Source organism: Undibacterium sp. TJN19, from assembly GCF_049339485.1.
Taxonomy (GTDB): Bacteria; Pseudomonadota; Gammaproteobacteria; order Burkholderiales; family Burkholderiaceae_D; genus Undibacterium.
Genome location: NZ_JBMPPL010000005.1, coordinates 194,199 through 215,699, shown reverse-complemented (window position 1 = coordinate 215,699; position 21,501 = coordinate 194,199). Strand labels below are relative to the sequence as shown.

Annotated in this window: 19 protein-coding genes; 13 read left to right on the top strand and 6 right to left on the bottom strand. The window is 50.7% G+C overall.

Annotated elements, in window-relative coordinates; translation table 11 throughout:
• Positions 1 to 57: 57 nt before the first annotated feature.
• The 3 genes from ACO0LH_RS16105 to ACO0LH_RS16095 all read left to right on the top strand — a co-directional run bounded on the left by ACO0LH_RS16105 (position 58) and on the right by ACO0LH_RS16095 (position 5,305).
• Positions 58 to 639 (top strand): 3'-5' exonuclease, encoded by a 582-nt coding sequence (locus tag ACO0LH_RS16105; RefSeq protein WP_422942134.1) that lies wholly within the window; start codon positions 58 to 60, stop codon positions 637 to 639.
• A 563-nt stretch (positions 640 to 1,202) separates the two neighbouring features.
• Positions 1,203 to 1,970 (top strand): hypothetical protein, encoded by a 768-nt coding sequence (locus ACO0LH_RS16100; RefSeq protein ID WP_422942133.1) that lies wholly within the window; start codon positions 1,203 to 1,205, stop codon positions 1,968 to 1,970.
• A 203-nt stretch (positions 1,971 to 2,173) separates the two neighbouring features.
• Complete coding sequence (locus ACO0LH_RS16095; protein WP_422942132.1) at positions 2,174 to 5,305, top strand: prolyl oligopeptidase family serine peptidase; 3,132 nt, start codon at positions 2,174 to 2,176, stop codon at positions 5,303 to 5,305.
• A 73-nt stretch (positions 5,306 to 5,378) separates the two neighbouring features.
• Here the strand turns inward: ACO0LH_RS16095 and ACO0LH_RS16090 are convergent, their stop codons facing one another.
• Both ACO0LH_RS16090 and ACO0LH_RS16085 read right to left on the bottom strand, forming a co-directional pair.
• A complete protein-coding gene (locus tag ACO0LH_RS16090) occupies positions 5,379 to 6,236 on the bottom strand; it encodes a hypothetical protein (RefSeq protein WP_422942131.1) in 858 nt (285 codons plus the stop codon).
• A gap of 641 nt (positions 6,237 to 6,877) precedes the next feature.
• Positions 6,878 to 7,105, bottom strand: coding sequence for a hypothetical protein (locus tag ACO0LH_RS16085; RefSeq protein WP_422942130.1), 228 nt, complete (start codon positions 7,103 to 7,105; stop codon positions 6,878 to 6,880).
• A gap of 208 nt (positions 7,106 to 7,313) precedes the next feature.
• Between ACO0LH_RS16085 and ACO0LH_RS16080 the strand changes: the two genes are divergently transcribed.
• From ACO0LH_RS16080 to ACO0LH_RS16050, 7 genes are all read left to right on the top strand, one after another.
• Complete coding sequence (locus tag ACO0LH_RS16080) at positions 7,314 to 8,168, top strand: helix-turn-helix domain-containing protein (protein WP_422942129.1); 855 nt, start codon at positions 7,314 to 7,316, stop codon at positions 8,166 to 8,168.
• An 85-nt stretch (positions 8,169 to 8,253) separates the two neighbouring features.
• On the top strand, positions 8,254 to 9,441 hold the full coding sequence (locus ACO0LH_RS16075; RefSeq protein WP_422942128.1) for an acyltransferase family protein: 1,188 nt from the start codon (positions 8,254 to 8,256) through the stop codon (positions 9,439 to 9,441).
• 108 nt (positions 9,442 to 9,549) lie between these two features.
• On the top strand, positions 9,550 to 10,275 hold the full coding sequence (locus tag ACO0LH_RS16070) for a DUF2007 domain-containing protein (RefSeq protein WP_422942127.1): 726 nt from the start codon (positions 9,550 to 9,552) through the stop codon (positions 10,273 to 10,275).
• Between the two features lie 278 nt (positions 10,276 to 10,553).
• Entirely contained in the window at positions 10,554 to 11,246 is a 693-nt protein-coding gene (locus ACO0LH_RS16065) for a substrate-binding periplasmic protein (RefSeq protein ID WP_422942126.1), read from the top strand.
• 177 nt (positions 11,247 to 11,423) lie between these two features.
• A complete protein-coding gene (locus ACO0LH_RS16060) occupies positions 11,424 to 12,836 on the top strand; it encodes a dicarboxylate/amino acid:cation symporter (RefSeq protein WP_422942125.1) in 1,413 nt (470 codons plus the stop codon).
• A 92-nt stretch (positions 12,837 to 12,928) separates the two neighbouring features.
• Positions 12,929 to 13,408, top strand: a complete 480-nt coding sequence (locus ACO0LH_RS16055) for an SRPBCC family protein (protein WP_422942124.1) — start codon at positions 12,929 to 12,931, stop codon at positions 13,406 to 13,408.
• Positions 13,405 to 14,112 carry an Asp/Glu/hydantoin racemase gene (locus ACO0LH_RS16050; protein WP_422942123.1) on the top strand — a complete coding sequence of 236 codons (708 nt, stop codon included), beginning with the start codon at positions 13,405 to 13,407 and terminating at the stop codon, positions 14,110 to 14,112. The genes ACO0LH_RS16055 and ACO0LH_RS16050 overlap by 4 nt, the downstream gene beginning before the upstream one ends.
• A gap of 27 nt (positions 14,113 to 14,139) precedes the next feature.
• Here the strand turns inward: ACO0LH_RS16050 and ACO0LH_RS16045 are convergent, their stop codons facing one another.
• A complete protein-coding gene (locus ACO0LH_RS16045; protein WP_422942122.1) occupies positions 14,140 to 14,916 on the bottom strand; it encodes a VOC family protein in 777 nt (258 codons plus the stop codon).
• A 409-nt stretch (positions 14,917 to 15,325) separates the two neighbouring features.
• Here ACO0LH_RS16045 and ACO0LH_RS16040 point away from each other — a divergent pair, with 409 nt between their 5' ends.
• The 3 genes from ACO0LH_RS16040 to ACO0LH_RS16030 all read left to right on the top strand — a co-directional run bounded on the left by ACO0LH_RS16040 (position 15,326) and on the right by ACO0LH_RS16030 (position 18,990).
• Complete coding sequence (locus ACO0LH_RS16040) at positions 15,326 to 15,976, top strand: hypothetical protein (protein ID WP_422942121.1); 651 nt, start codon at positions 15,326 to 15,328, stop codon at positions 15,974 to 15,976.
• Positions 15,973 to 16,908 (top strand): polysaccharide deacetylase family protein, encoded by a 936-nt coding sequence (locus tag ACO0LH_RS16035; RefSeq protein ID WP_422942120.1) that lies wholly within the window; start codon positions 15,973 to 15,975, stop codon positions 16,906 to 16,908. The genes ACO0LH_RS16040 and ACO0LH_RS16035 overlap by 4 nt, the downstream gene beginning before the upstream one ends.
• A gap of 213 nt (positions 16,909 to 17,121) precedes the next feature.
• Positions 17,122 to 18,990, top strand: coding sequence for a sensor domain-containing diguanylate cyclase (locus tag ACO0LH_RS16030; RefSeq protein ID WP_422942119.1), 1,869 nt, complete (start codon positions 17,122 to 17,124; stop codon positions 18,988 to 18,990).
• An 11-nt stretch (positions 18,991 to 19,001) separates the two neighbouring features.
• Here the strand turns inward: ACO0LH_RS16030 and ACO0LH_RS16025 are convergent, their stop codons facing one another.
• From ACO0LH_RS16025 to ACO0LH_RS16015, 3 genes are all read right to left on the bottom strand, one after another.
• Entirely contained in the window at positions 19,002 to 19,526 is a 525-nt protein-coding gene (locus ACO0LH_RS16025; RefSeq protein WP_422942118.1) for a GNAT family N-acetyltransferase, read from the bottom strand.
• 86 nt (positions 19,527 to 19,612) lie between these two features.
• Positions 19,613 to 20,119: a DinB family protein gene (locus tag ACO0LH_RS16020; RefSeq protein WP_422942117.1), complete on the bottom strand. Its 507-nt coding sequence runs from the start codon at positions 20,117 to 20,119 to the stop codon at positions 19,613 to 19,615.
• Positions 20,120 to 20,301: 182 nt separating this feature from the next.
• Positions 20,302 to 21,333, bottom strand: coding sequence for a Glu/Leu/Phe/Val family dehydrogenase (locus ACO0LH_RS16015; RefSeq protein ID WP_422942116.1), 1,032 nt, complete (start codon positions 21,331 to 21,333; stop codon positions 20,302 to 20,304).
• Positions 21,334 to 21,501: the final 168 nt, after the last annotated feature.

The window sequence follows — 21,501 nt, the reverse complement described above, 5'->3', positions numbered from 1 at the left end:
CTTGTGCAGTGCCTGCAATTTGAGCCTGTCACACCGCATTTCCCTTATCATGCTGACATGACAGAAGATCAGGCCATTCCTCTCCCTAATTATCCCGGCATACAAGCCAAAAATGTCTTTCTGGTACAGACCACGACAGAAGCAGATGCCGCGTATGCAGCAATGTGCAATGCCGACATCCTAGGTTTTGATACTGAATCCAAGCCAGTGTTCTTCAAAGGCCAGCAATCTGACGGCCCGCACCTCATACAGCTGGCCACCGATACGGGCGCGTATTTATTCCCCGTGCTCAAGGCGACCAACACCGATGCGGTGCGCGCCCTGCTGGAATCCAGACAGATATTGAAGGTTGGCTTCGGCCTCAGTGATGATTTGAAACGTCTGCACAGCAAACTGAATATTGCCCCGCAAAATGTGCTGGACCTCGCACGTGTCATGCGCGAGAGCAAACAGCGTGACATGGGGGCGAAAGCGGCAGTGGCCAAATTCTTTGGCATGAACCTGCAAAAATCCAAGAAGACCTCGACGTCGAACTGGGCGGCAGCGCAACTGAATGAGCGGCAGATCATGTATGCGGCGAATGATGCGCAGGTGGCGCTTCTCGTCTATCGCGAATGGCTCTTAAATAAGCATCGATAAAGCTACTGCGCGCAGTCATTTTGGGCCTGCGATGCTCATCGTACTCAAGTACGATTGCGCTTCTTAGCCCAAACTGACAGCGCTCGCTACGCTTTTTCAATGCTTATTTGTGTAAGGTGATTAAGCTACTGCGCGTCGCGATTTTGAGTCTGCGATGCTCGTCGTACTCAAGTACGACTGCGCTTCTTAACTCAAACTAGCGTCGCTCGCTACGCTTACTCACCCCTTACTGGCGTTACCGTGATTTGATTTGGGCAGCTGTTTACTCCTGTTTTGAGGCTGCGGTGCTCATCGTACTCAAGTACGATTGCGCTTCTTAGCCCAAACTGACAGCGCTCGCTACGCTTTCTCAATGCTTATTTGTGTAAGGTGATTAAGCTACTGTGCGTCGCGATTTTGAGTCTGCGATGCTCGTCGTTCCAAATACGATTGCGCTTCTTCGCCGCACTGACCAGGTACTCACTCCTTACTTGCAATGGGTATTTTGATCTGAACTCTTCGTCTTTGAATTGGTCACAGTCGGGCGCGATTGATTCTGTTGCTGTTAAATTATTGAGGACACAATGACTGTTAAAAATAACTTGTTGCTCGGGATGGTTTGTTTGCTGGGCCTGTGCGGTGGTGTAGCGCGGGCGGATGGGGTGGCGGATATGCGGGCGGCTCTAGGGCGTTTGCAGGGGCAGGCCACTGTCCGGGCGGTGGTGGAGGCGAAAACCACGAATCGTCAGGGTGAGGGCAAGGAAATGGAAGAGCAGACAGGGCAGGTCAGTATCGCCATTGATGACAGCCCACGCGGCTTACAGCTTTCTTATGGCAAGGATGTGCTGGCGCGGCTGGAAACCGAAGAGCGTGCCAAGGAAAAAGATGCCAAGGCGAAGACGCCGACCATTGCAGCCATACGCGAAGTCAATGCCTCTGAATTGCGTCCCATGATATTTGCTGCTGCCAACCTGACACGCTTGCTGGAAAGAGCGGTATTCAAAACCGAAAAGGCAGATACCTATAATGGCAAACCTGCACGGTTGCTGAGCTTTGAAACACCCGTGGAAAAGCTGACAGAAAAGGAACGCAAGTATGTCAAGAAATTTGAAAATACCCTTGATATCTGGATCGCCGCTGACGGCACGCCGCTGGCCAGCCGCATGCGTCAGTCTATTTCAGGGCGTGCTTTCGTGGTTATCAGCTTTGAGACCAAAAATGATGAAGACCTGGTGTATAGCGTGACTGGCGACCGTCTGATCGTTGTCAGAAAAGAAATCAAAACCAGCGGTGCGGGTGCGGGTGAAAAAGGCGAAATGCATGTGATCAAGACTTTGCAGTTGCAATCCTGACCAGCTTTTGCTCGCGGTTAATCAGCGCTACAAATAAAAACAAAAAAATTGCTGCGAAATTTGTTTTATTGCAGCAATATTCTGTCCTGCCCTTCGCGGCACCGGTACACATAAAAGGAAACTCTGATTAAGCCTCGCTAAGCGTCGCGCAGCAACTTAAGCAGAGGTTTCGAAGATATACAAATAAAAACAAAGGCCATCAGGTGACTATTTTGCTTCCTTCCCACCCTTTCCAATTCCCTATCGCCCATTCTCCTGCGCGCAGCTTATGTGCGGCAGCTTTATTGCTGGGTTTGCTGGCTGGCACCTGGTCACCGGCAGCGCATGCGACAGCCTTGCAGGCAGAAGCGGCCAGCAGCGCGATTCCTGTCTCTGCCAAAAAAGTGATTACCCATGATGTTTATGCAAACTGGCGCAGCATACAAGGCAGTGTATTAAGCCGAGATGGTCAATGGGCAGCCTATGCGCTGGTAGGGCAGGAGTCAGATGGCGAAGTTGTTGTAACGAATATCAAGGAGGCCAGGGAGTGGCGCGCCCCGCGTGGCACAGCACCAGTCTTCAGTGCGGATGGCCGCTACCTGGCATTTGCAATCCAGCCTACGCGCGTGGAAATAGACAAGGCAAAAAAAGACAAGAAAAAGGGGGATGACCTGCCCAAGTCAGGGCTGGGTATCATGGATCTGGCGACCGGCAAGTTCGAGATTATTGACAGGGTAAAGCGTTTTTCCTGGCCGGAAGAAGGCGGTAACTTCCTCGCCGTCTTGCTGGAAGCACCGAAAGACCCGAAGAAAGACGGCAAGAAAGAAGCCGAAGCTGCCAGCAAGGATGACGATGACCAGCAGGCGGCCGCAGGCGCAGGTGCCTCTGCCAAGAAAAAAGACACAGGCACGGAATTTTTCCTGATAGATGTCAGCAATGGCAAGCGGCATGGTTACAAGGAAGTCACCGATTACGCCTGGGCAAAAAATGGTGAGTTGCTGGCTTTCAGCCTAGGTGCGAAAGAAGTGTCGAAAGACTCAGCAAAAGATTCAGCCAAAGAGTCTGCGAAGGAAGCCAGCAAGGATGTAGCCAAGACACCAGAAAAAACAATTGATTCTGCACGCGAAGGCGTCTACCTGATCAGCCCGCAGGATACGACCGCAAGGGTCTTGATGGCTGGCATAGGCAGCTACAAGCACTTGCATTTTGACGAGGCAGGCAAGCAACTGGCCTTTGTCAGCAACCGTGATGACCTGGCGAAGAAACGGGCTGAAGCTGAAAAAACTTCAAAGAAAAATACTGACACTGAGAAATCAGATAAAGAAATTACCGCTTTCAATCTGTATATGTGGCGTACTGGTGACAATGAAGCCAGGGCTATAGTCACATCTGATACGGCAGGCTTGCCAGCAGGCTGGCTGCCTAGCGAGCATGCAAGTCTGAGCTTTAGCAAGGATGGCCAACGCCTGTTCTTTGGCACAGCAGAATTGCCCAGGCCTGAACCCAAGGATGCACCTGAACCCTTCAAGGTTGACCTGTGGCACTGGAAAGATCCTGAACTGCAATCCATGCAAAAAGTGAAGGCAGAAAAAGAAAAGCAGCGCAGCTATAAAGCCGTGTTCCATATCGCTGACCAGCGCTTTGTGCAACTTGCCACTAGGGCCATACCGAATGTGCTGGTCAACGATAATCCACGCTTTGGCATGGGTGCCAGTGATGTGCCCTACAAGATGTTGCAATCCTGGGATGCGCTCTATCACGATGCCTATGCTGTTGATTTGCAGACCGGTCAGGCACGCCTGGTCGCACAGAAACTGCGCTATGTACCCAGCCTGTCACCAGGCGGTAAATATGTATTGGCTTTCGACGCGAGTATCAGTACCTGGTTTGCCTGGGCGACGGCAGATGGCAGCAAGATCAATCTGACCGGAAAAATCAAGGCACGCTTTGAAGATGCCAAACGCGATACGCCTGAAGTCAAGGATGCTTATGGTTTCGCTGGCTGGACGGAAGACGATGCCAGTGTGGTGTTATATGACCAGTTCGATCTGTGGGAAGTGAATCCGGCCACGCAGGTGAGCCATAATCTCACCGCCGGTTATGGTCGCAAGCACCAGCTTGAACTGCGTTATGTTGCTCTCGATAATGAGAAAAAACCACCTCAGGAAGAACCATCACCTGTTGCAGAAGCCAAAGCCTTGCCGCTTGAATCATGGATACTGGCTGCTACCAACGAAGGCAATCGCTCTACGGGTTATTACCAGCAAAATCCCAAGGGTGGTGAACCACAAAAACTTATCCATGCCGACAAACTGATATCGGGTCTGATCAAGGCCAAGAAAGCAGACACCGTGTTGTTTACGCAGCAAAGCTTTACTGAATTCCCAGACCTGTGGGCCAGTAACCTGAACTTGCAGACACCGCAGAAAATCAGTGCTGCCAATCCTCAGCAGGCGCAATATAACTGGGGCAAGCAAGAGCTGATCGAATATACCAGTGCCGACGGCAAGAAACTGAAAGCCTTGCTGGCGAAACCAGAAAATTTTGATCCATCGAAAAAATATCCGATGATGGTCTACATATATGAAAATATGTCTGAAAACCTGCATCGCTATGTCCCGCCAGCGCCAGGCCAGAACATCAATGTGACGCGTTACCTGAGTAATGGGTACATTGTGCTGCGCCCGGACATCGTCTATAAAACCGGTCACCCTGGCAAGAGCGCCTATAACACCGTCATACCTGCAATCCAAAAGGTATTGGCGCAAGGCTATGTCGATCCAAAACGTGTTGGCATACAGGGTCATAGCTGGGGGGCATACCAGATCAATTATTTACTCACGCAGACCAATATGTTCCGTGCTGCCGAGGCCGGTGCATCAATGGCCAACATGATCAGCGGTTATGGCGGCATACGCTGGGGTACCGGCATGAGCCGTGCCTTCCAGTATGAAAAACAGCAGAGCCGTATCGGCGGGGCACCTTGGAACAAGACTGCCGAGTACATAGAAAATTCACCGATTTTCTTTGTCGATAAAGTGCAGACACCGTACCTGACCATACACAATGATGACGACGATGCCGTGCCCTGGTATCAGGCCATAGAATTTTTCACCGCCTTGCGCCAGTTAGGCAAGGAAGCCTACTGGTTTAATTTCAATGGTGAAAAACACGGTTTGAAAGAACGTGACAATATGAAATTCTATACCGTGCACATGGCAGAGTTCTTTGATCATTATCTGCTGGGCAGTCCGCGTCCCGAATGGATGGACAAGCCGGTTCCTTATCTGGACAGAGGCAAGCGCGATGTGATGGGACAGTTCAAGCCTGTAGAAGAAAAGAAGGACGCTCACTAGCAAAGCTTGCTTCGAACAGTGTCTGCATCCCTTCTGTCAAAGATATGCAGACACGAGCCTTATGGCAGGCAGCTTATTTTGCTTCGGTAGGAATTTGTTCGACTGCACGCTCTATCGCTTGCTGGAAGTTCATCTGGTTTTCCATGTAGGGAATCCAGGTATTGTCAATCACCGCGATATATTCTGGCCATGCCCTTTGGTATAGGCCGTTCTTCAGTGCATACGGCTGGTAATCAAGATTACCACGCTCTTTGAGCACATCTTCAGTCAGCTTGCCCACGGTAAAAAATTGCAGCACATGCCACAGGTCAGACTCGCCTTTATGATGGGTTACCTTCATCCTGCTATCAATGGCAGCGACGATGGTATCGGTGACAGTGGTATGTGATGCTTCGTGATACAACATTTCCAGTGCTGCCAGACCCTGGTAATCTGCCCGCCCGCTGGGCATGATGATTTGTTCATCGGTATACGCACCTTGCCGTGTGCCAGTCAGTACGACGACATCATTACGTATTGGCGTGACAGGAAAAGCATGAGCCAGGTATTTTTCTATGCCCGCCTGTATCTCCGCCCCATATTTTGTATCAAGCTGCTTGGCCTGGCTGATCCAGGCCTGGTTACTTTTATCCTGGGACGCCCATATGCAGCGCGCATATGCAGGGGCAACACGGTTAAGTATCACGATGAGCGGTGCCGGAATGGCGAGACCGGTGGCATCACGGCGTTGATCGTCGACACTCAGGCCATGCTTGATGCTTTGCATGGTGTCATCAAACATGACATCACGCTGGGCGTAATTGGATTGATAAAAACTGACGGCTGCTTTTAATTCATTTAGCTCGGTGGCACTGGGAACGTGATCCCAGGGTAATTCATCCAGCGATCTCTTTTGTATCGAAACATCCAGCAGAAAGTGGTGCAGGTTCATCAGGAACGCACTGTGATAATCGAATGTGACACGATGTGCGGGTGGGGTGAATTTGTTATTACCTTCTAGGGTTTGCGCTGAAGCGATGGCCGAAGAAAAGACGGATAGAACAAATAGGAATGTCGAGATTATTCGCATGGATGTTTGGTAAGGATGGAAATAGCCGGTTATTTTTGCCATGAGTACTTGTCGTACTTGCAATTTGGCTTGGCGATTTTATACGAATATTGGTTCTTTCATTGGGGTCTGATGTTAAAAAGTAACAGTTTTTCTGGGGCTTGACATAGTTACTTTGATTCACAGTATCGGAGGTTGGTCCGGGTTTCGCTGAACTGCGTTTCATCAGCCCAACACTGGGCATTCAAAAGAAGTATTTTCTTGAATTGCCCTTCGTACGACCAGGCCGGGTCTCGGCCCGGCGGCCGAATTCCTTTCTTTGCTTCGCCAAAGAAAGGAATCAAAGAAAGGCGACCGCAGACTTGCCCTTCGGGTGCTTGCGCTATGCTTCAGCACAATTTGTGCGTCACAAAAAATGGGAAAGTTTCGAAACTCGCCTTCGGCTCAGACAGCAAAACTTTCTTATCCATTTTCTGTGACGCACAAATTGCTACGTCCCCAGCGGGGGTAAGTCAAAAACAACGTCAAAATCCAGAAGCAACGGCAACGGCAACGGCAACGGCAACGGCAACGGCAACGGCAACGGCAACGGCAACGGCAACGGCAACGGCAACGGCAACGGCAACGGCAACGGCAACGGCAACGGCAACGGCAACGGCAACGGCAACAGCAACAGCAACAGCAACAGCAACAGCAACAGCAACAGCAACAGCATGGCTGGAATTGATTTTGTTACTATCTGAGAGCGACATTTTTGTCCTGATGATATTTTCCTTGCAGCAGTTTTTTGAGAATGGTAATGCTTTTATTTGTCTGAATGATAAGTTGCTGAAAAACTGGATGTAATGGGTTTGGGTAAAACAGCAATCTGCGTTCAGGCATAATGTGAGCGGACAATAAATCTGGAAAATGTCGTAAACCTTCAATACGGACAAAATCCAGGGCGGCATAATTCATCCCATGACACAGACACTGATCAGGCCACTCCCGCAAATACATATCATGCCCGCTGGTGAAAACTGTCGTGAGCAGGTGTTGATGTATGTGGTGCGGGATACGCGTGGTTGTGACTTGAAAGCGGCTGATAGCATGAACCGCTTTCCGGCAACGCCGTTTTGCTGCATCACCTGGATGCTGGAAGGTGAAAGCCGTTTGATTGAACACCAGGGTAAGGCATGTGATCAGCGCCTGCCACGTATGTTTATTAGTGGTTGCCAGAGCAGGCATGGGGTATCGATGAATATCGGTGAACGGCATAGCTTTATGGCGGTTTTTTTTGCCGATGCTTTCCATGCTCTGTTTGGCCTGGACCTGACCGTCTTGCAGGATCAGTTTGTTGATGCGACCTTATTGCCCGGCACGGATGCCCGGCAACTATTGCAGGCCGTTGCTGTCGCTGACACACATGAAGCCAGGCAGGAACTGATTGAAACCTTTATTTCGGCGCAAGCTGGTGCAAAGATACATAGTCCCTGGTCGCGTTTGCGCAAACTGCGTCAAAGGCTGAGCCTGCAAATGGCCGGTATTTTGCTGGGTCTGGGAGACAGGCAGGTGCAAAGGCGTGTCAGGCGTGAGGCGGGTTTGCCCTTGCTGACTTTGTCGAGGTTGTGGCGTGCCAAGCGCAGTCATGACGCGCTGCTGGAAAAACTGGCGCAGGGTGATTCGCTGAATTGGGCAGAGCATGCGCTTGATCAGGGGTTTGCTGACCAATCTCATCTAGTGAGAGACTGCAAGGAAGTTTCTGGCCGCAGTCCGCAGCAATTGCTTGACGACGTACGCAAGAACGAGAGTGACTGGATGTACCGGTTGCGCTAGCGTCGAAGTAGTCACTTATCGAAATTCACCGTCAGATTGTGCAGCCAAAATCTGTCGCAGTAAAACCTGTCAACTGAAAGTCATCATGAACAAGCCACAGCGCCTGCATTCCCTCGATAATCTGCGCGGTATCATGATGTGGCTGGGTATCGTCGTGCATGCATCGGTCTGTTATATGACTGGCCCTGCACCTACACCCTGGCGTGACAGTCAGACCAGTCTGTTGGCAGATTTGCTGATTGTTTTCATCCATGCTTTTCGCATGCCGGTATTTTTTATGCTTGCCGGTTTTTTTGTCTCCATGCTGTTGGCCCGGCGCGGCACGCAGGCGATGTTGCAGCAAAGGATAAGGCGGCTGGTCTGGCCTTTTCTGGTGTTCTGGCCCTTGCTGTTTGCCAGTATGGTGGTGTTGATTGCCATCTATGCGCACTTGCGGGCATACGACACAGTGGGTATCGATTTTGCCCTGATCCCACAGGTGCCTGGCAGGCCGGCCATCCCGCTTTTACATTTATGGTTTATCTATTACCTGTTCCTGTTTTGCCTGCTATTGGCCTTGATAACCTACTTGACAATCTATTTACCTGCCTCCTTCAAAAATAGCTTCATGGCGATGTGGAAATCTCTCGCCGTAAAATGGTGGGCTTGCGCCGTGCTTGCCTTGCCATTGGCTTTGACAGGGGCATTTTATCGTGGTGGCATAGTGACGCCTAGCGGTTCTTTTATCCCTGATATTGCAGAATTCATCCATAGCGGCATGTACTTCATGTCCGGTATTTTCCTGTACCAGTTTCAGACTGATTTACTGGAAATCTATATACAGCGCCGTTGGGCCAATCTGATTGCGGGTTTGCTGATACTGGTGATTTTTTTGGGAATTTCAAAGAATTTTGAAACCGCGCAGGCGACATTGTTCTCTTTGAAAATGGCCATGGCTTTTTTATATAACTGTGTGAGCTGGCTCTGGAGTTTTGCATTAATCGGACTCTTCCTGAAATACCTGCCTGCACAAAACAGGGGGCTGGCCTATATTGCGGACAGTTCTTACTGGGTCTATATAGTGCATTTGCCACTCACCATTGTGAGCGCAATTTTGCTGTATCACAGCCCGTTTGGTGCGCCTACCAGGCTGGCTTGCAATATCGCCCTGACTACGGTGGTTTGCTTGCTCAGTTATCAGCTATTGGTGCGACACAGCTTCATAGGTCGTTTTCTGAACGGTAGCAAGAGCAGCGACAATCTGCCGGAACAAAGTCTAGCGGCGAATTCATAAAAACGCATAAGCTGTGTAGAAAATTTGTTGAGAAGAGTGGCGATCAAGTATTATTCTTGCAAGCCACTTTTGCAATTCACTCTTCATCTCAATTTTCTTCATTCAACCATGCAAAATCAGGAAACGGAAGCTTACGCGCCAGACGATCATCTGGTACCAGACGGTGATATGACGACCATAGCGCGACTCAGCATGCCCACCGAAGCTGGCATATTGAAAGACTGCCTGCGCGCTGCGGGCATACCTGCCTGTATTGCCGATGGCAACCTGGTGCAGGCAGATTCACTGCTATCGATTGCCGTCGGCGGTGTGCGCGTGATGGTACCCACTTCCCGGCTGGATGAAGCAAAAGAAGTCTTGCGCGATTTTGAGCGCGGCGCTTTTGAACTTGAATCGGATGATGAGCGACCTCTGGTAAAACCCAAGGTGACCAATATCCCTTTATGGAATCCTGATGCAGCAGCATTTTTTGCCATTTTCCTGACGCCGGTATTTGCCGCGATCATTCACTTCCTGAACAGCCGTGCCTTACAGAATCAAAAACTGATGCGCACCGCGACTATTTCCCTGGTCACCAGTGTTGTGGTCACGGCTATTGCCTTATACATGGCTGCTTTCAGGGGCTGGAGCTGGGTGACCATGTTTCATGCCAGCCTGATTGCTTCAGCCTATACCTTGCTCTGGTATTTTTTTGCTGGTCATCATCAAAGCAAATTTATCGCAGACTATTGTGGCACCGGATACCACAAGAAAGGTCTGATGAAGTTTGTCTTGCTGGCTGCCGTAGGCCTGATGCTGCCTGGTTATATCGGAGAATGGTTCTCTGACATTTGATGATATTGCTTGTTTGATTTTTCTTTTCGTATCTATGCGGATAAGTGAAAATATTAAATATTTAACATGCAATATAAATATGCCCTATGGTTTTTATTGTCTGATGTTTAAGCCTTTTAAACCACTTCGCAACAATCTAAACATTCGTAACAAATCTCACTTGTTACTCTGCCACACTTGCTGAATACTTAATCAGTGCTGAAACCAGCTTTTTGCTGCATGTCGCCATACCTCTGAGCGTTTGCAAGCAAGGTTTTCTGATTTGAAAGGCAAAGGCTGTGCGTGCTTTCTTTTTGCTTGTTTCCTGTTTGATGGTTTGCCTGTCAGCGTATGGTCGCGAGTCGCAGCGCCAGCAGGGCAGCCCGCATTTTTCTTCTTCCCTGGTTGACGATAGTGATTCTTTCGCTGCCAGCCAGAAGTTGCTGGATAAATTATGCCGGCAGATCGGCTTGACCTGCACCTTGACCGCTTATCCTTCAGGACGGGCCATCAAGATGTTGCAGGACGGTGAAAATGCTGGCGAGCTGCCACGCTTTGAAGAATTTCATCACATGGTTCCTACTGCGATTCGTGTACCTACCGCACTGGGTCAATTGAGCTTCAGTGCGCTCACCCATGACAAAAACCTGGCGATAAAAAACCTGGCTGACCTGGCGAAGCAGAAAGTATTTTATGTGCGCGGAAATGCAGTAATTGCTGCGCACAAGGAACTGGAAAACCTGATCCCTGTCAATTCAGAATATGACTGTGCCTACATGGTCCTACGCAAGCATGGTGACGCATGCATTATGACAAAAGCATTGGCTATAAAAATTTTAGGCAACAGTCATATCTCCAGTGACAGTTACCTGTTACAGGACCTGTTTTCCAAGCCAGTCTATTTGTTTCTCTCCCCTCAGCACAAACATTTGCTGCTGCCATTTGATGACGCAATAAAACACCTGCGCCCAGAAGAAAAACTCATGCAGTGAGGTACGTTAAAGCGTCCAGATCAGAAAACTCGCTGCGGGCCCGGCCGGTTCAGAGTTTTATCCTTAGCTTATGCGCTGAACGCATGAACTTCTATTGAGAAATAAGTTCTAATGAGAATGTCTTTAGTGCATGATATGCCATCAATAGTGACGCCAGGAAGGGCAGGGAATAAGGATATGCAATCTTCAAATAACAAGACCGGTGCATCCGCATCGCCCAGTGGGTACAGTGCGCGCTGGTGGAAATCTTTCGGGCCGCAAATTGTTGTCGGCCTGGTTGCCGGGATACTGGTTGGTCTGGTGGCACGCAATATGGGAACGCAAGGGTCAGAAGCGAATTGGCTACAGGTCGCTCTGGGCGTAGTGGGCAATGCCTACGTTGGCTTGTTGAAGCTGATGATTCCGCCCTTGATCCTGACGGCGGTGGTCAGCAGTATCGCCAATTTGCGTCGTCTGCAAAATGCGGCACAATTGGCCACACAAACCCTGATCTGGTTTGCCATTACGGCCTTGATTGCAGTTGCCATCGGTCTGGCGATTGGTTTGCTGGCTAACCCCGGTGCTGGTGCGGTAGTGGATGCGGCCAAGGCAGGTGCACCATCGCGGACAGGTTCGTGGTGGGCTTTTTTAAATCAGCTCCTGCCAGGCAATATTCTGGGGATGACAGCCAGCAGCTCTGTCAAATTAGTGGGTGACAAGGCCGTCGCGAGTACGCAGCTGGGTTTCAACGTCTTGCAGTTGCTGGTTATTTCCATCGCTGTGGGCATTGCAGCAATCAAGCTTGGTGATCGCGCAGAACCCTTGCTCAAGCTGGTCGACGCTGTCGGCGGCGTGGTGCAAAAAATATTGTGGTGGATTATTCGCCTGGCGCCGATAGGTACACTGGCTTTGCTTGGTGATGCCGTTGCCAGTTATGGCTGGGATGCCCTGGGTTCGCTCGCCCGTTTCAGCGCTTCGGTCTATGTCGGTCTGGTGCTGGTGCTGTTTGTCGTATATCCCTTGCTGGTACGCCTGCATGGTTTGTCCGTGCGTCAGTATTTCACAGGCGTCTGGCCGGCAGTGCAACTTGGATTTGTTTCGCGTTCATCCATGGGCACCATGCCGCTGACTGAACGTGTCACCGAGCGTTATCTCGGTGTGCCGCGCGAATACGCAGCCTTTGCCGTGCCACTGGGGGCGACTACCAAGATGGATGGCTGCGCCTCGATTTATCCGGCCATCTCTGCTATTTTTATTGCGCAATTTTATGGCCTGCATCTTGATGTCACGCAATTGGCCCTGATTGCCCTGGTATCTGTGCTTGGTTCTACTGCTACGGCGGGTACGACTGGCGCAACAGTGATGTTGACATTGACCTTGTCTACCGTTGGTCTGCCCCTCGAAGGTGTTGGTTTGCTGATGGCAGTGGAGCCCATCATCGACATGGGGCGCACCGCCATCAACGTTGCCGGCCAGGCCCTGGTGCCTACTATTGTAGCCAAACGTCTGGGCATACTGAACCTTGAACTTTATAATGCCGAGCGCACTGCTGAGGCACTGGCTGCGGAGCCTTCGGATGAGACGCAATCAGTATCTGCAAGAGTTCTTTGATCAATCTATTCAAGCTGATCCAGTAGAAGATAATATTGGAAAAGCCGCTATATCAAATGATTCATATCTGAATAATTTGAAGGAAAAACAAGATGTCTGAAGTGATTATGGAAGAAAGCAAATTCGATCTGGTACTGGAAAGAATAGTGGATATCCCGCCATCGCTGGTATGGGCCGCCTGGACTACACCTGCGCATTTGCTCGAATGGTTTACGCCCGCGCCCTGGAAAACCGTAGATTGTGAAATTGAACTGAAAGCCGGTGGTATCTTTCGTACAGTGATGCGTTCACCTGAAGGGTTTGATCACGATAATGTGGGTTGCTATCTCGAAGTCATCCCCGGTCAGAAACTGGTATTCACTGATGCCCTGGGGCCGGGCTTTCGCCCCAGCGGTCATTCGTTCATGACGGCCATCATTACATTGGAAGCCTCTGATGCGGGTACCAGATACAAGGCAGTTGTCCTGCACAAAAATGAAGAAGACAAAAACAAGCATGTAGAAATGGGCTTTCATCAGGGCTGGGGGATCGCACTTGACCAACTGGTTTCCCACATGAAGAGTTTGAATTGAGCGCGGTCAGCGGCACTGCCGTGCATCATGATCTCGCTTTCCTCCACACTTCGGCGGTGCATATACCTACCTTCGGGCAGTTAATACAAGAGCTTGCACCCGGGCTCCATGTACATCATGTGGTGGATGAGGCATTGCTGACGGATGCCCAGCGTATAGGTGCTGATGACCCTGGCATCGTGGCGCGTGTGCACGCGTCCATGCAACATGCGGCAACTTCTGGCGCATCAATCGTGATTTGTACCTGTTCAACCATAGGTGGTGCTGCAGAGCGTACACCGTCGTATGGCAAATTCAATGTTGCCAGAATAGACCGCGCCATGGCAGACCGCGCGGTACAGCTAGGCCCACGCATATTGCTGGTTGCCGCGCTGGCAAGCACGCTGGAACCAAGTAGCTTGCTGATTAACGAATCTGCTGCCGCCCAGGCGCAAGCTGTGCAGATCAGTCATTTGCTGGTCGAGGGGGCATGGGCGCATTTCCAGAATGGTGAGCGTGACGCCTATTTGCAACTGATCACAGATGCTATTACGAAAGCTATCTCGACGAATGCGGCAGAGATTGACGTCGTGGTGCTTGCCCAGGCTTCCATGGCAGCAGTGGCAGATGATTTGAATAACCGCGGTCTGGGAAAAGAAATTCTTGCCAGCCCACGGCTTGGTGTGGCGCATGCGCTGGCATACATCAGAAAACGGGATGCCTGATGCAAGTCGGGGCTGGTTGACGACAGCTTAATTATTTTGCTGGTACAGCGCGAATGCGGCCCCTTGGGGATCCGCCAGCACCGCAAAACGACCAGTGCCCGGAATATCTGATGGTGGTACATAAATTTGCGCATCCAGGGTGGTGGCTTTGGCAACTGCCGCATCACAATCTGCCACGCTGAAATAAGTGAGCCAGTGCGATGGTGCCAACGCGCTTTCCGGCAAGCTCATCATGCCACCAATGGGGATGCCGTCTTGTTGCCACTCGGTATAAGTCATGCCGCCGCCAGTGCCGGTATTGGCACCCCAGTTGAACATGGCTTTGTAAAACCCTTCTGCTTTCGTGGTATCGCTGGTGTTAAGCTGCCCCCAGCAAAAAGCATTCGCTTCGTTTTGTATGCCAATGCCGGTGTTCTTGCCTGGTTGCCAGACATTGTAGATGGCGCCGGTCGGATCTTTCAATACCGCCATGCGGCCCAGGTCATAGACATCGAAGGCAGGCACCAGTATCTCGCCCCCAAGTTCTGCGCAACGTCTGGCAGATGCTTCTGCATCGGACGTGGCGATATAGAGTGACCAGTGCGGTGGTACGCCTTGCTGCCGTTCTGGGTCCAGGGTATAGGCAGCCGCAGCATCATTGCCGTTAAGCTCAAAGATGGTATACACCCCATTTGGCCCCATGTCCTTGTCATTGATGTTCCAGCCGAACAAACTGCTATAAAACGCTTTTGCTGCTTGTTGATCGCTGGTAGCAAGCTCTACCCAGCAAAATGCGCCAGGCTGGTGTGAAGTTACAGTACTCATACAATATCTCCTTCAATCTAGACGATGTGGATTAGGTGCCGCACTATTTTTATCGTTCATGCCGGCAGAAGTACAAGGCCCGCTGCTGCATCCGGGTTGCCTGATTATATGCTTGTGTCCGCAGCCTGTCTAAGCCGGACGGCATTTGATTTTTGAAATGCTGAACATCATCCGGTCAGGCAATAACCACTTGCTTGTGTTTGCTTTTGTTTGCTTTTTTTGTTTACGCCTGCTTACAATTTGTGTGAGCTTGCTCTCGCGCAATTCCTGAGGCTTAATGCTATGTTAGTCCGCGCCATATTTACCTGATTCTGCTTTTCCTCTCTCAGAAGAATAAAATTGTGTAAACCCGGGTACTGTATATGGTCGAAATTTGCACTTGTCTCGCTCTCTTATTGAAAAATGTATCATGAATAAATCTCTCTCCTGTCTTCAGAAAAACAAGCGTTTTCTCGCACTGCTTGTCTTGCCAGTCTGCCTGCTGGTCGCCTGTCAGCAAAAAACACCCGCTGACCAGTCGTCTGCCAAGTCCAACGGTGATATGGAAAATTACCAGATTGTTGATATCAGCGAAACTTGGAAGGCGGCTACCTATTCCATCCGTAATCGCCCGGCACCTGGCGCCAGTGCGAATAGCAATGATGCGACGACGATACTGACTGCCATGAAGAAAGACAAGCAACTGTGGCAGCAAGTAGTGCGTGCGCAGTTTGATGGTGCATACAATCCCCGTCTTTCACTTCACAAGGAATTTACTTTCCAGGGAAACCCCTTGCTGATACTGGTGCGCCAGCAAGGTGCGGCAGTTGAGCAGCTTGATACCTTTGGTATCGTCGATGGTCAGTTCAAGTTGCTGCAATCGCTTGAAGCGGGGGCATTTGAATGGAAGGATGATGCCGCCAATAGCAAGAAGATGCTGATAGCCAAATTTCAGCTCAATACCAGTGAAAACAAATATTACAGTTGGGATGGAAAGCAATTCATGGAAAATGCATCTACCGTGCCTGACACCAAAAGCAGCGTGACCCCTGCTAAAAAAGAAGAGGCAGCCAAGAAATGAAAATCCAGAAGACAAAAAAGTATTTTCTCGCCTCGCTGCTTATGCTGGCCTTTTCCATCAGCGATGTGATGGCGCAATCAGTTGCCATTACGATGGATGATGGCCCCAATGTGGAAGAAACACCCTTACTGAGCCCGCAACAGCGCAACCAGGCCATTCTGGATGCGCTGGCAAAACACCGGGTCAAGGCCGCCCTGTTTGTGACAGCAAGCTATGGTGCAAATCAACCGCTTGGCTATGCCCTTGCCAAAGCCTGGGGCGATGCCGGGCATGCGATTGGCAACCACACCATGACTCACCCCGATCTGCACAATGCCAAGGTCAGTCTGGCGCAGTATCAGCAAGAAATCCTTGACTGTGACCAGATCATCCGTACTTTACCCGGCTATCAAAAATGGTATCGCTATACCTATCTGCGGGAAGGCAATACACCTGAAAAACGTGACGGCGTTCGTGAGTTTTTAAAACAGCAGGGGTACCGCAATGCCTATGTCAGCCTGGACACCAGTGACTGGCGTTTGAATGAAAAGTTGCTGGAAGTGCTGAAGAAAAACCCGCAGGCCGACATCAGTGCGATCAAACAGGCTTATTTGTCCCACATCCGCCAGCGTGCTGTCGCTTACCGTGATTTGTCCCGGCAATTACAGGGACGTGATATTACCCAGGTCATGCTGATCCATCACAATCTGATCAATGCCCTGTGGCTGGATGATGTCATTGCGCAGTTTAAAGACATGGGCTGGAAAATCACTGATCCGGCAACTGCCCTTGCTGACTCCGTGTATCAGTTGATACCAGAGCGTGCGGCCGCTGGTCAAAGCCTGCTCTTGTCGATGGCGCGTACCCTTGGCATGGCTAAATTTGCCGGTTGGGAGCGCCTGGTCGATGATGGGGATTTTGAAATGGAAGCCCTGAAACGGCAAGGCTTGTAAGCGCCCTCAGCTTGCAGGCAAGCTAGCCCGTAAGACAAAAGTGTGAGTTTTGCGACAGCAGAAATGACGCAACGCTATACCGGCTTCCACTTTGGTATATGATAAATCAGGCTGATTGGAAATTGTCATCCGGCATGCCGTAGCGCATTGTGGGCACGGCGCTTCTTGTTGCTTATAGCCCTAGAAAAATCTGGCAAAGGATGTGTTTCGACCATGAGTTTGAGTACTTCGCAGCACCTGGATGGAAATAGTCCGTATTTGCTGAGCATGTATCGTATGCTGCTGGCCAGCATTGCAGGCAAGTCTGCTGCTGATGATATCTTGCAGCGTATGGTCGCCAGCCTTGATGAGCAATATCCCGTCATGTCGTCGGCGATTTTTTTTGCACATGGCGAAAACGACTCACCTGAAATGCGGGTGGTCTCCAGGCTTTCTCTTGATTGTTTGACAGCATTGGTTGACAGTCAGTGTGTTTCTGATATGTTCAATCAGCCATCCACTTCCAGGAATATGCCTGCCTTTCCAGATGTGAAGCTGGAAACCAGTATTTTTTGGCAACGTTTGCAGCTTGCATCACAAAGGCATGCCTTATCTCCCTGCATTGGCTTGCCCATCATGAATGCAGATCAACTGCTGCTTGGTTGCCTCGTTTTCTTTGTCAAAAAAGACACACAGTTCAGTGCCATCCCGGCAAATCTGCTGGATGAACTTGCCAGGCTTATTGCCAGTCTGCTGGAACACCAGCGTGATCAGCACAAGATACAGTCGGTTCAGGATGAAATGCGCAAAAGCCAGGCCAGCATGATGCGCATGTCATTGGCCATAGAAGGCAGTGCAACCGGTATCTGGGACAGGAATGTAGAGACCGGGGAAATCCATTATTCCCCCGGCTGGAAAGCGATACTGGGATATGCCGACGCAGAAATTTCAAATCGTATAGAAGATAGCTACACTCGTCTGCATCCTGATGATCTGCCCTTTGTTCAGGCGACCATGAAGGCGCATTTTGAAGGCAAGACTGACAGTTATACAGTTGAACATCGCGTGCGTTGCAAGGATGGCAGCTATAAGTGGATATGCAGTCGTGGCAAGGTCGTCAGCCGCGCCAAAGATGGCCGGCCACTGCGCATGATAGGCACCACTACCGATGTGACTGCCATGCACCTGCTGTCTGAGCGTTTACAAGAAAGCGCTGAACTGGTCACCTGTCTGACCAATGAAGTGCCTGGTCTTGCCTATCAATATCGCATGCGGGCGGATGGTGAAGAACACTTCTCTTATGTTAGCGAAGGCATACGCGATATTTATGAATTGACACCAGCCCAAATGGCTGACGGCGTGGCCCTGGTTCACGAGCTGATCCATGCAGATGACTTTGCCAAATACCGTGCGGCGATACTTAATTCAGCAGCGAAGCTGGAACGCCTGCATCTCGAATATCGCGTCAATTTACCTGTGCAAGGCCTGTGCTGGTGGCAGATGGATGCCCGCCCTCGGCGTCTGCCCGATGGTGAAACTCTGTGGCATGGATTTATTACTGACATCAGCGAGCACAAGCGGATAGAGCTGGAATTACAAGCTCTGGCGACTATCGATTTTCTGACCCAAATACCGAACCGCCGTTGTTTCATGGAACGCATGGCGGAAGAACTGGCGCGCATACAGCGCGGCATCAGCAGACCTTCTGCTGTACTCATGTGCGATCTGGATAATTTCAAGTTGATCAACGATAACTATGGTCACGCTGTGGGTGACCAGGTGCTCAGGCATTTTGCCAACATCCTGCAAGATGAATTGCGTAAAAGTGATTATGCCGGCCGGGTCGGTGGGGAAGAGTTCGCGGTCGTGCTGACAGGGGCGACGGTCGCAGATGCTACTGTTTTCGCAGAACGCGTACAAAAACAAATGCGCGAAACGCCAGTCAATGCTAATGCGCAAATCATCCGATTCACTGTCAGCATAGGTATCGCCACCATGCTGGCCAGCGATAAAGATGCGCATGCATCACTGTTGCGCAGCGACACCGCGCTCTATCGCGCCAAGGAAGCTGGACGTAACCGTATCATTGTTGCGGTTGAGTAAAGATATCTGGCTCAGCGTTGGGCCAGCCAGTCTTCGCGACGCATCACATAGACAGCGGTATCCATGTCATACCAGCGTTCTATGCCACGGTATTGCATGCCCAGTTTTTTCATGACATGCGCCGAGGCCAGGTTTTCGCGGTGGCAGACCGCGAATAGTGATTCACCCTTGATGGTATCGAAGGCAAACGCCGCCATGGTTCTTGCCGCTTCTGACGCATAACCCAGGTTCCATTTGTCCTTGCGCAGGCGCCAGCCGATTTCCAAGGGATTGGCTGGGTCGCGCCCCAGATACTGTATGCAACCGGCACCAATGATTTCGTTGCTGTCCTGTTCGATGAAGCTCCACCAGGAAAATCCAAATTCTATCCAGCGTGCCTTGACACGTTCTATCATTGCCAGGGTTTCTTCCGGGGTGTCTGGTTTGCCCGTGATGTATTGCATGACTTCAGCCTGGCTGTTCATGCGTGCCAGACCTTCAAAGTGGCTGTCGGTCATGGGCTCCAGACGCAGGCGTGCAGTGGTGAGTATGGTCATGATCAGGCAAGATGTTGGTGGCTGGACATACGAGTGTAAGCCCGAAGTCCAACTGATTCAAGATACCGTGAGCTTGTGTACATTGCTCATGCCCGCAGCACATCTCTGACGAACACAGTCATGTCAGTAGATTGCGGCATCACCTTGGCCTGGTACATCATGTCGCCGACAAAACCGCGATGGTAGGTGGCATGGTTGACGACATGCAGCAGCATTTCCTGGCAGCTCATGACACCCTCGCCACCACCGATGAAATTGAAATGGATGACGCGTTCCAGATCATCGTCAGTCAGATCTTTCGTGAAATCCCGGTACCACTGGTTCATCTGTCTGGAGGCGTTCCACAGATCACTCAATGCTGGAGTGGTGTCAGTATTACGCTCCTGATAGGCATGTTGCTGACCCAGCAAATGGGCGCGAAAGACATCATCAATCACATAGACATGGTTCAGGGTGTGCAACATATTGCCAAAGCGCGTTGCCCTGGGGCGCAATACTTCTTCTTCAGGCAAGGCATTCAGCATGGAAAACATCTTGTCATCTGCCCAGGCTTTATAGTGGGTCAGCATACGTATATTCGATAACATCGTCATTCATATTCTCCTGTGTGGGTAAATAGCTTTGCCTGGAAACAGGATAAGTGTTTTACGATGCAGGAAATAGATACAGATATTTGCAATTCAGGGAGATACAAAGTCCAAAATAAAAAGCCGCCAGAACGAAATGCTCTGGCGGCTTGTAAGCCCAGTATCAGCAAGCATGAGCTTGCGTCGTTTTATTTTTTGAACCTGGCTTCAGCGACACGATCAGCGATGACACTGGTCGGCAAGCCTTCTGCATCGGCACGGGCAAATACTTCTGCCAGCGTGTCACCGATACGGCGTACATGGGCAACCATGCCGTCTTCCGGGGTGTTCAGGTATTCATAACACACCTTGATGATGCCACCGGCATTGATGACAAAGTCAGGTGCATACAGGATACCTTTTTGGCGGCAGACTTCGCCCATCTCTGGTGTAGCCAGCTGGTTGTTGGCACCACCGGCAACGATTTTGGCTTTCAGACGTGACAATGTATCAGGGTTTAAGGTCGCACCCAGTGCGCACGGGGCGTAGATATCGGCTGCTACATCATAGATGGCATCAATGCCGACGATTTCTGCGCCCAGTTCTTCCTGTGCACGTTTCAATGCTGCCTGATCGATATCAGTCACGATCAGTCTGGCACCAGCTTCTTTCAACTGGCGGGCATAGTCATAGCCTACATGACCCAGACCTTGCAGGGCCACGGTCAGGCCGTCAAAGCTGTCGCGCTTGAAATGATGTTTGACGGCTGCCTGGGCACCGACAAAACAACCCAGCGCCGTATAAGGGGACGGGTCACCGCGGTCACCCAGACCTGCGACGTATTTAGTCTTGCTGGCGACATGCGCCATATCTGCCGGGCTGGTGCCCACGTCTTCTGCTGTCACATAGCGGCCACCCAGACGTTCCAGGGCTTCGCCGAGTGCTTCAAACAGGGCAGGTGATTTATCTGTTTTCGGGTTGGCGATGATGACGCTCTTGCCACCACCGATAGGTAGGCCGGCAACAGCGTTTTTATAAGTCATGCCACGTGACAGGCGCAATACATCACGTACGGCTTCGGCTTCATCTGCATAGTTCCACATACGGCAGCCACCCATGGCCGGGCCAAGATTGGTATTGTGGACAGCAATTATGGCTTTCAAGCCGGATTTGGCTTCAGAGGCAAACACGACTTGTTCGTGATTGTCGAAATTGATTTCATTAAATACAAAGGCGGTCATGCTTATGGCTCCGCGCGGCTTAACCGGTCGATCTGCCCGATCTGGCAGACGCGGTCATTCCGCAAAAATTGAGTTAAGAGAGTGGTTGGTATTGCAATACAAATAAAAATGGCCTTTGATCACTGGTTGGTGCAATCAAAAGCGCAGGGCGGTGATTGTGTCACGCGC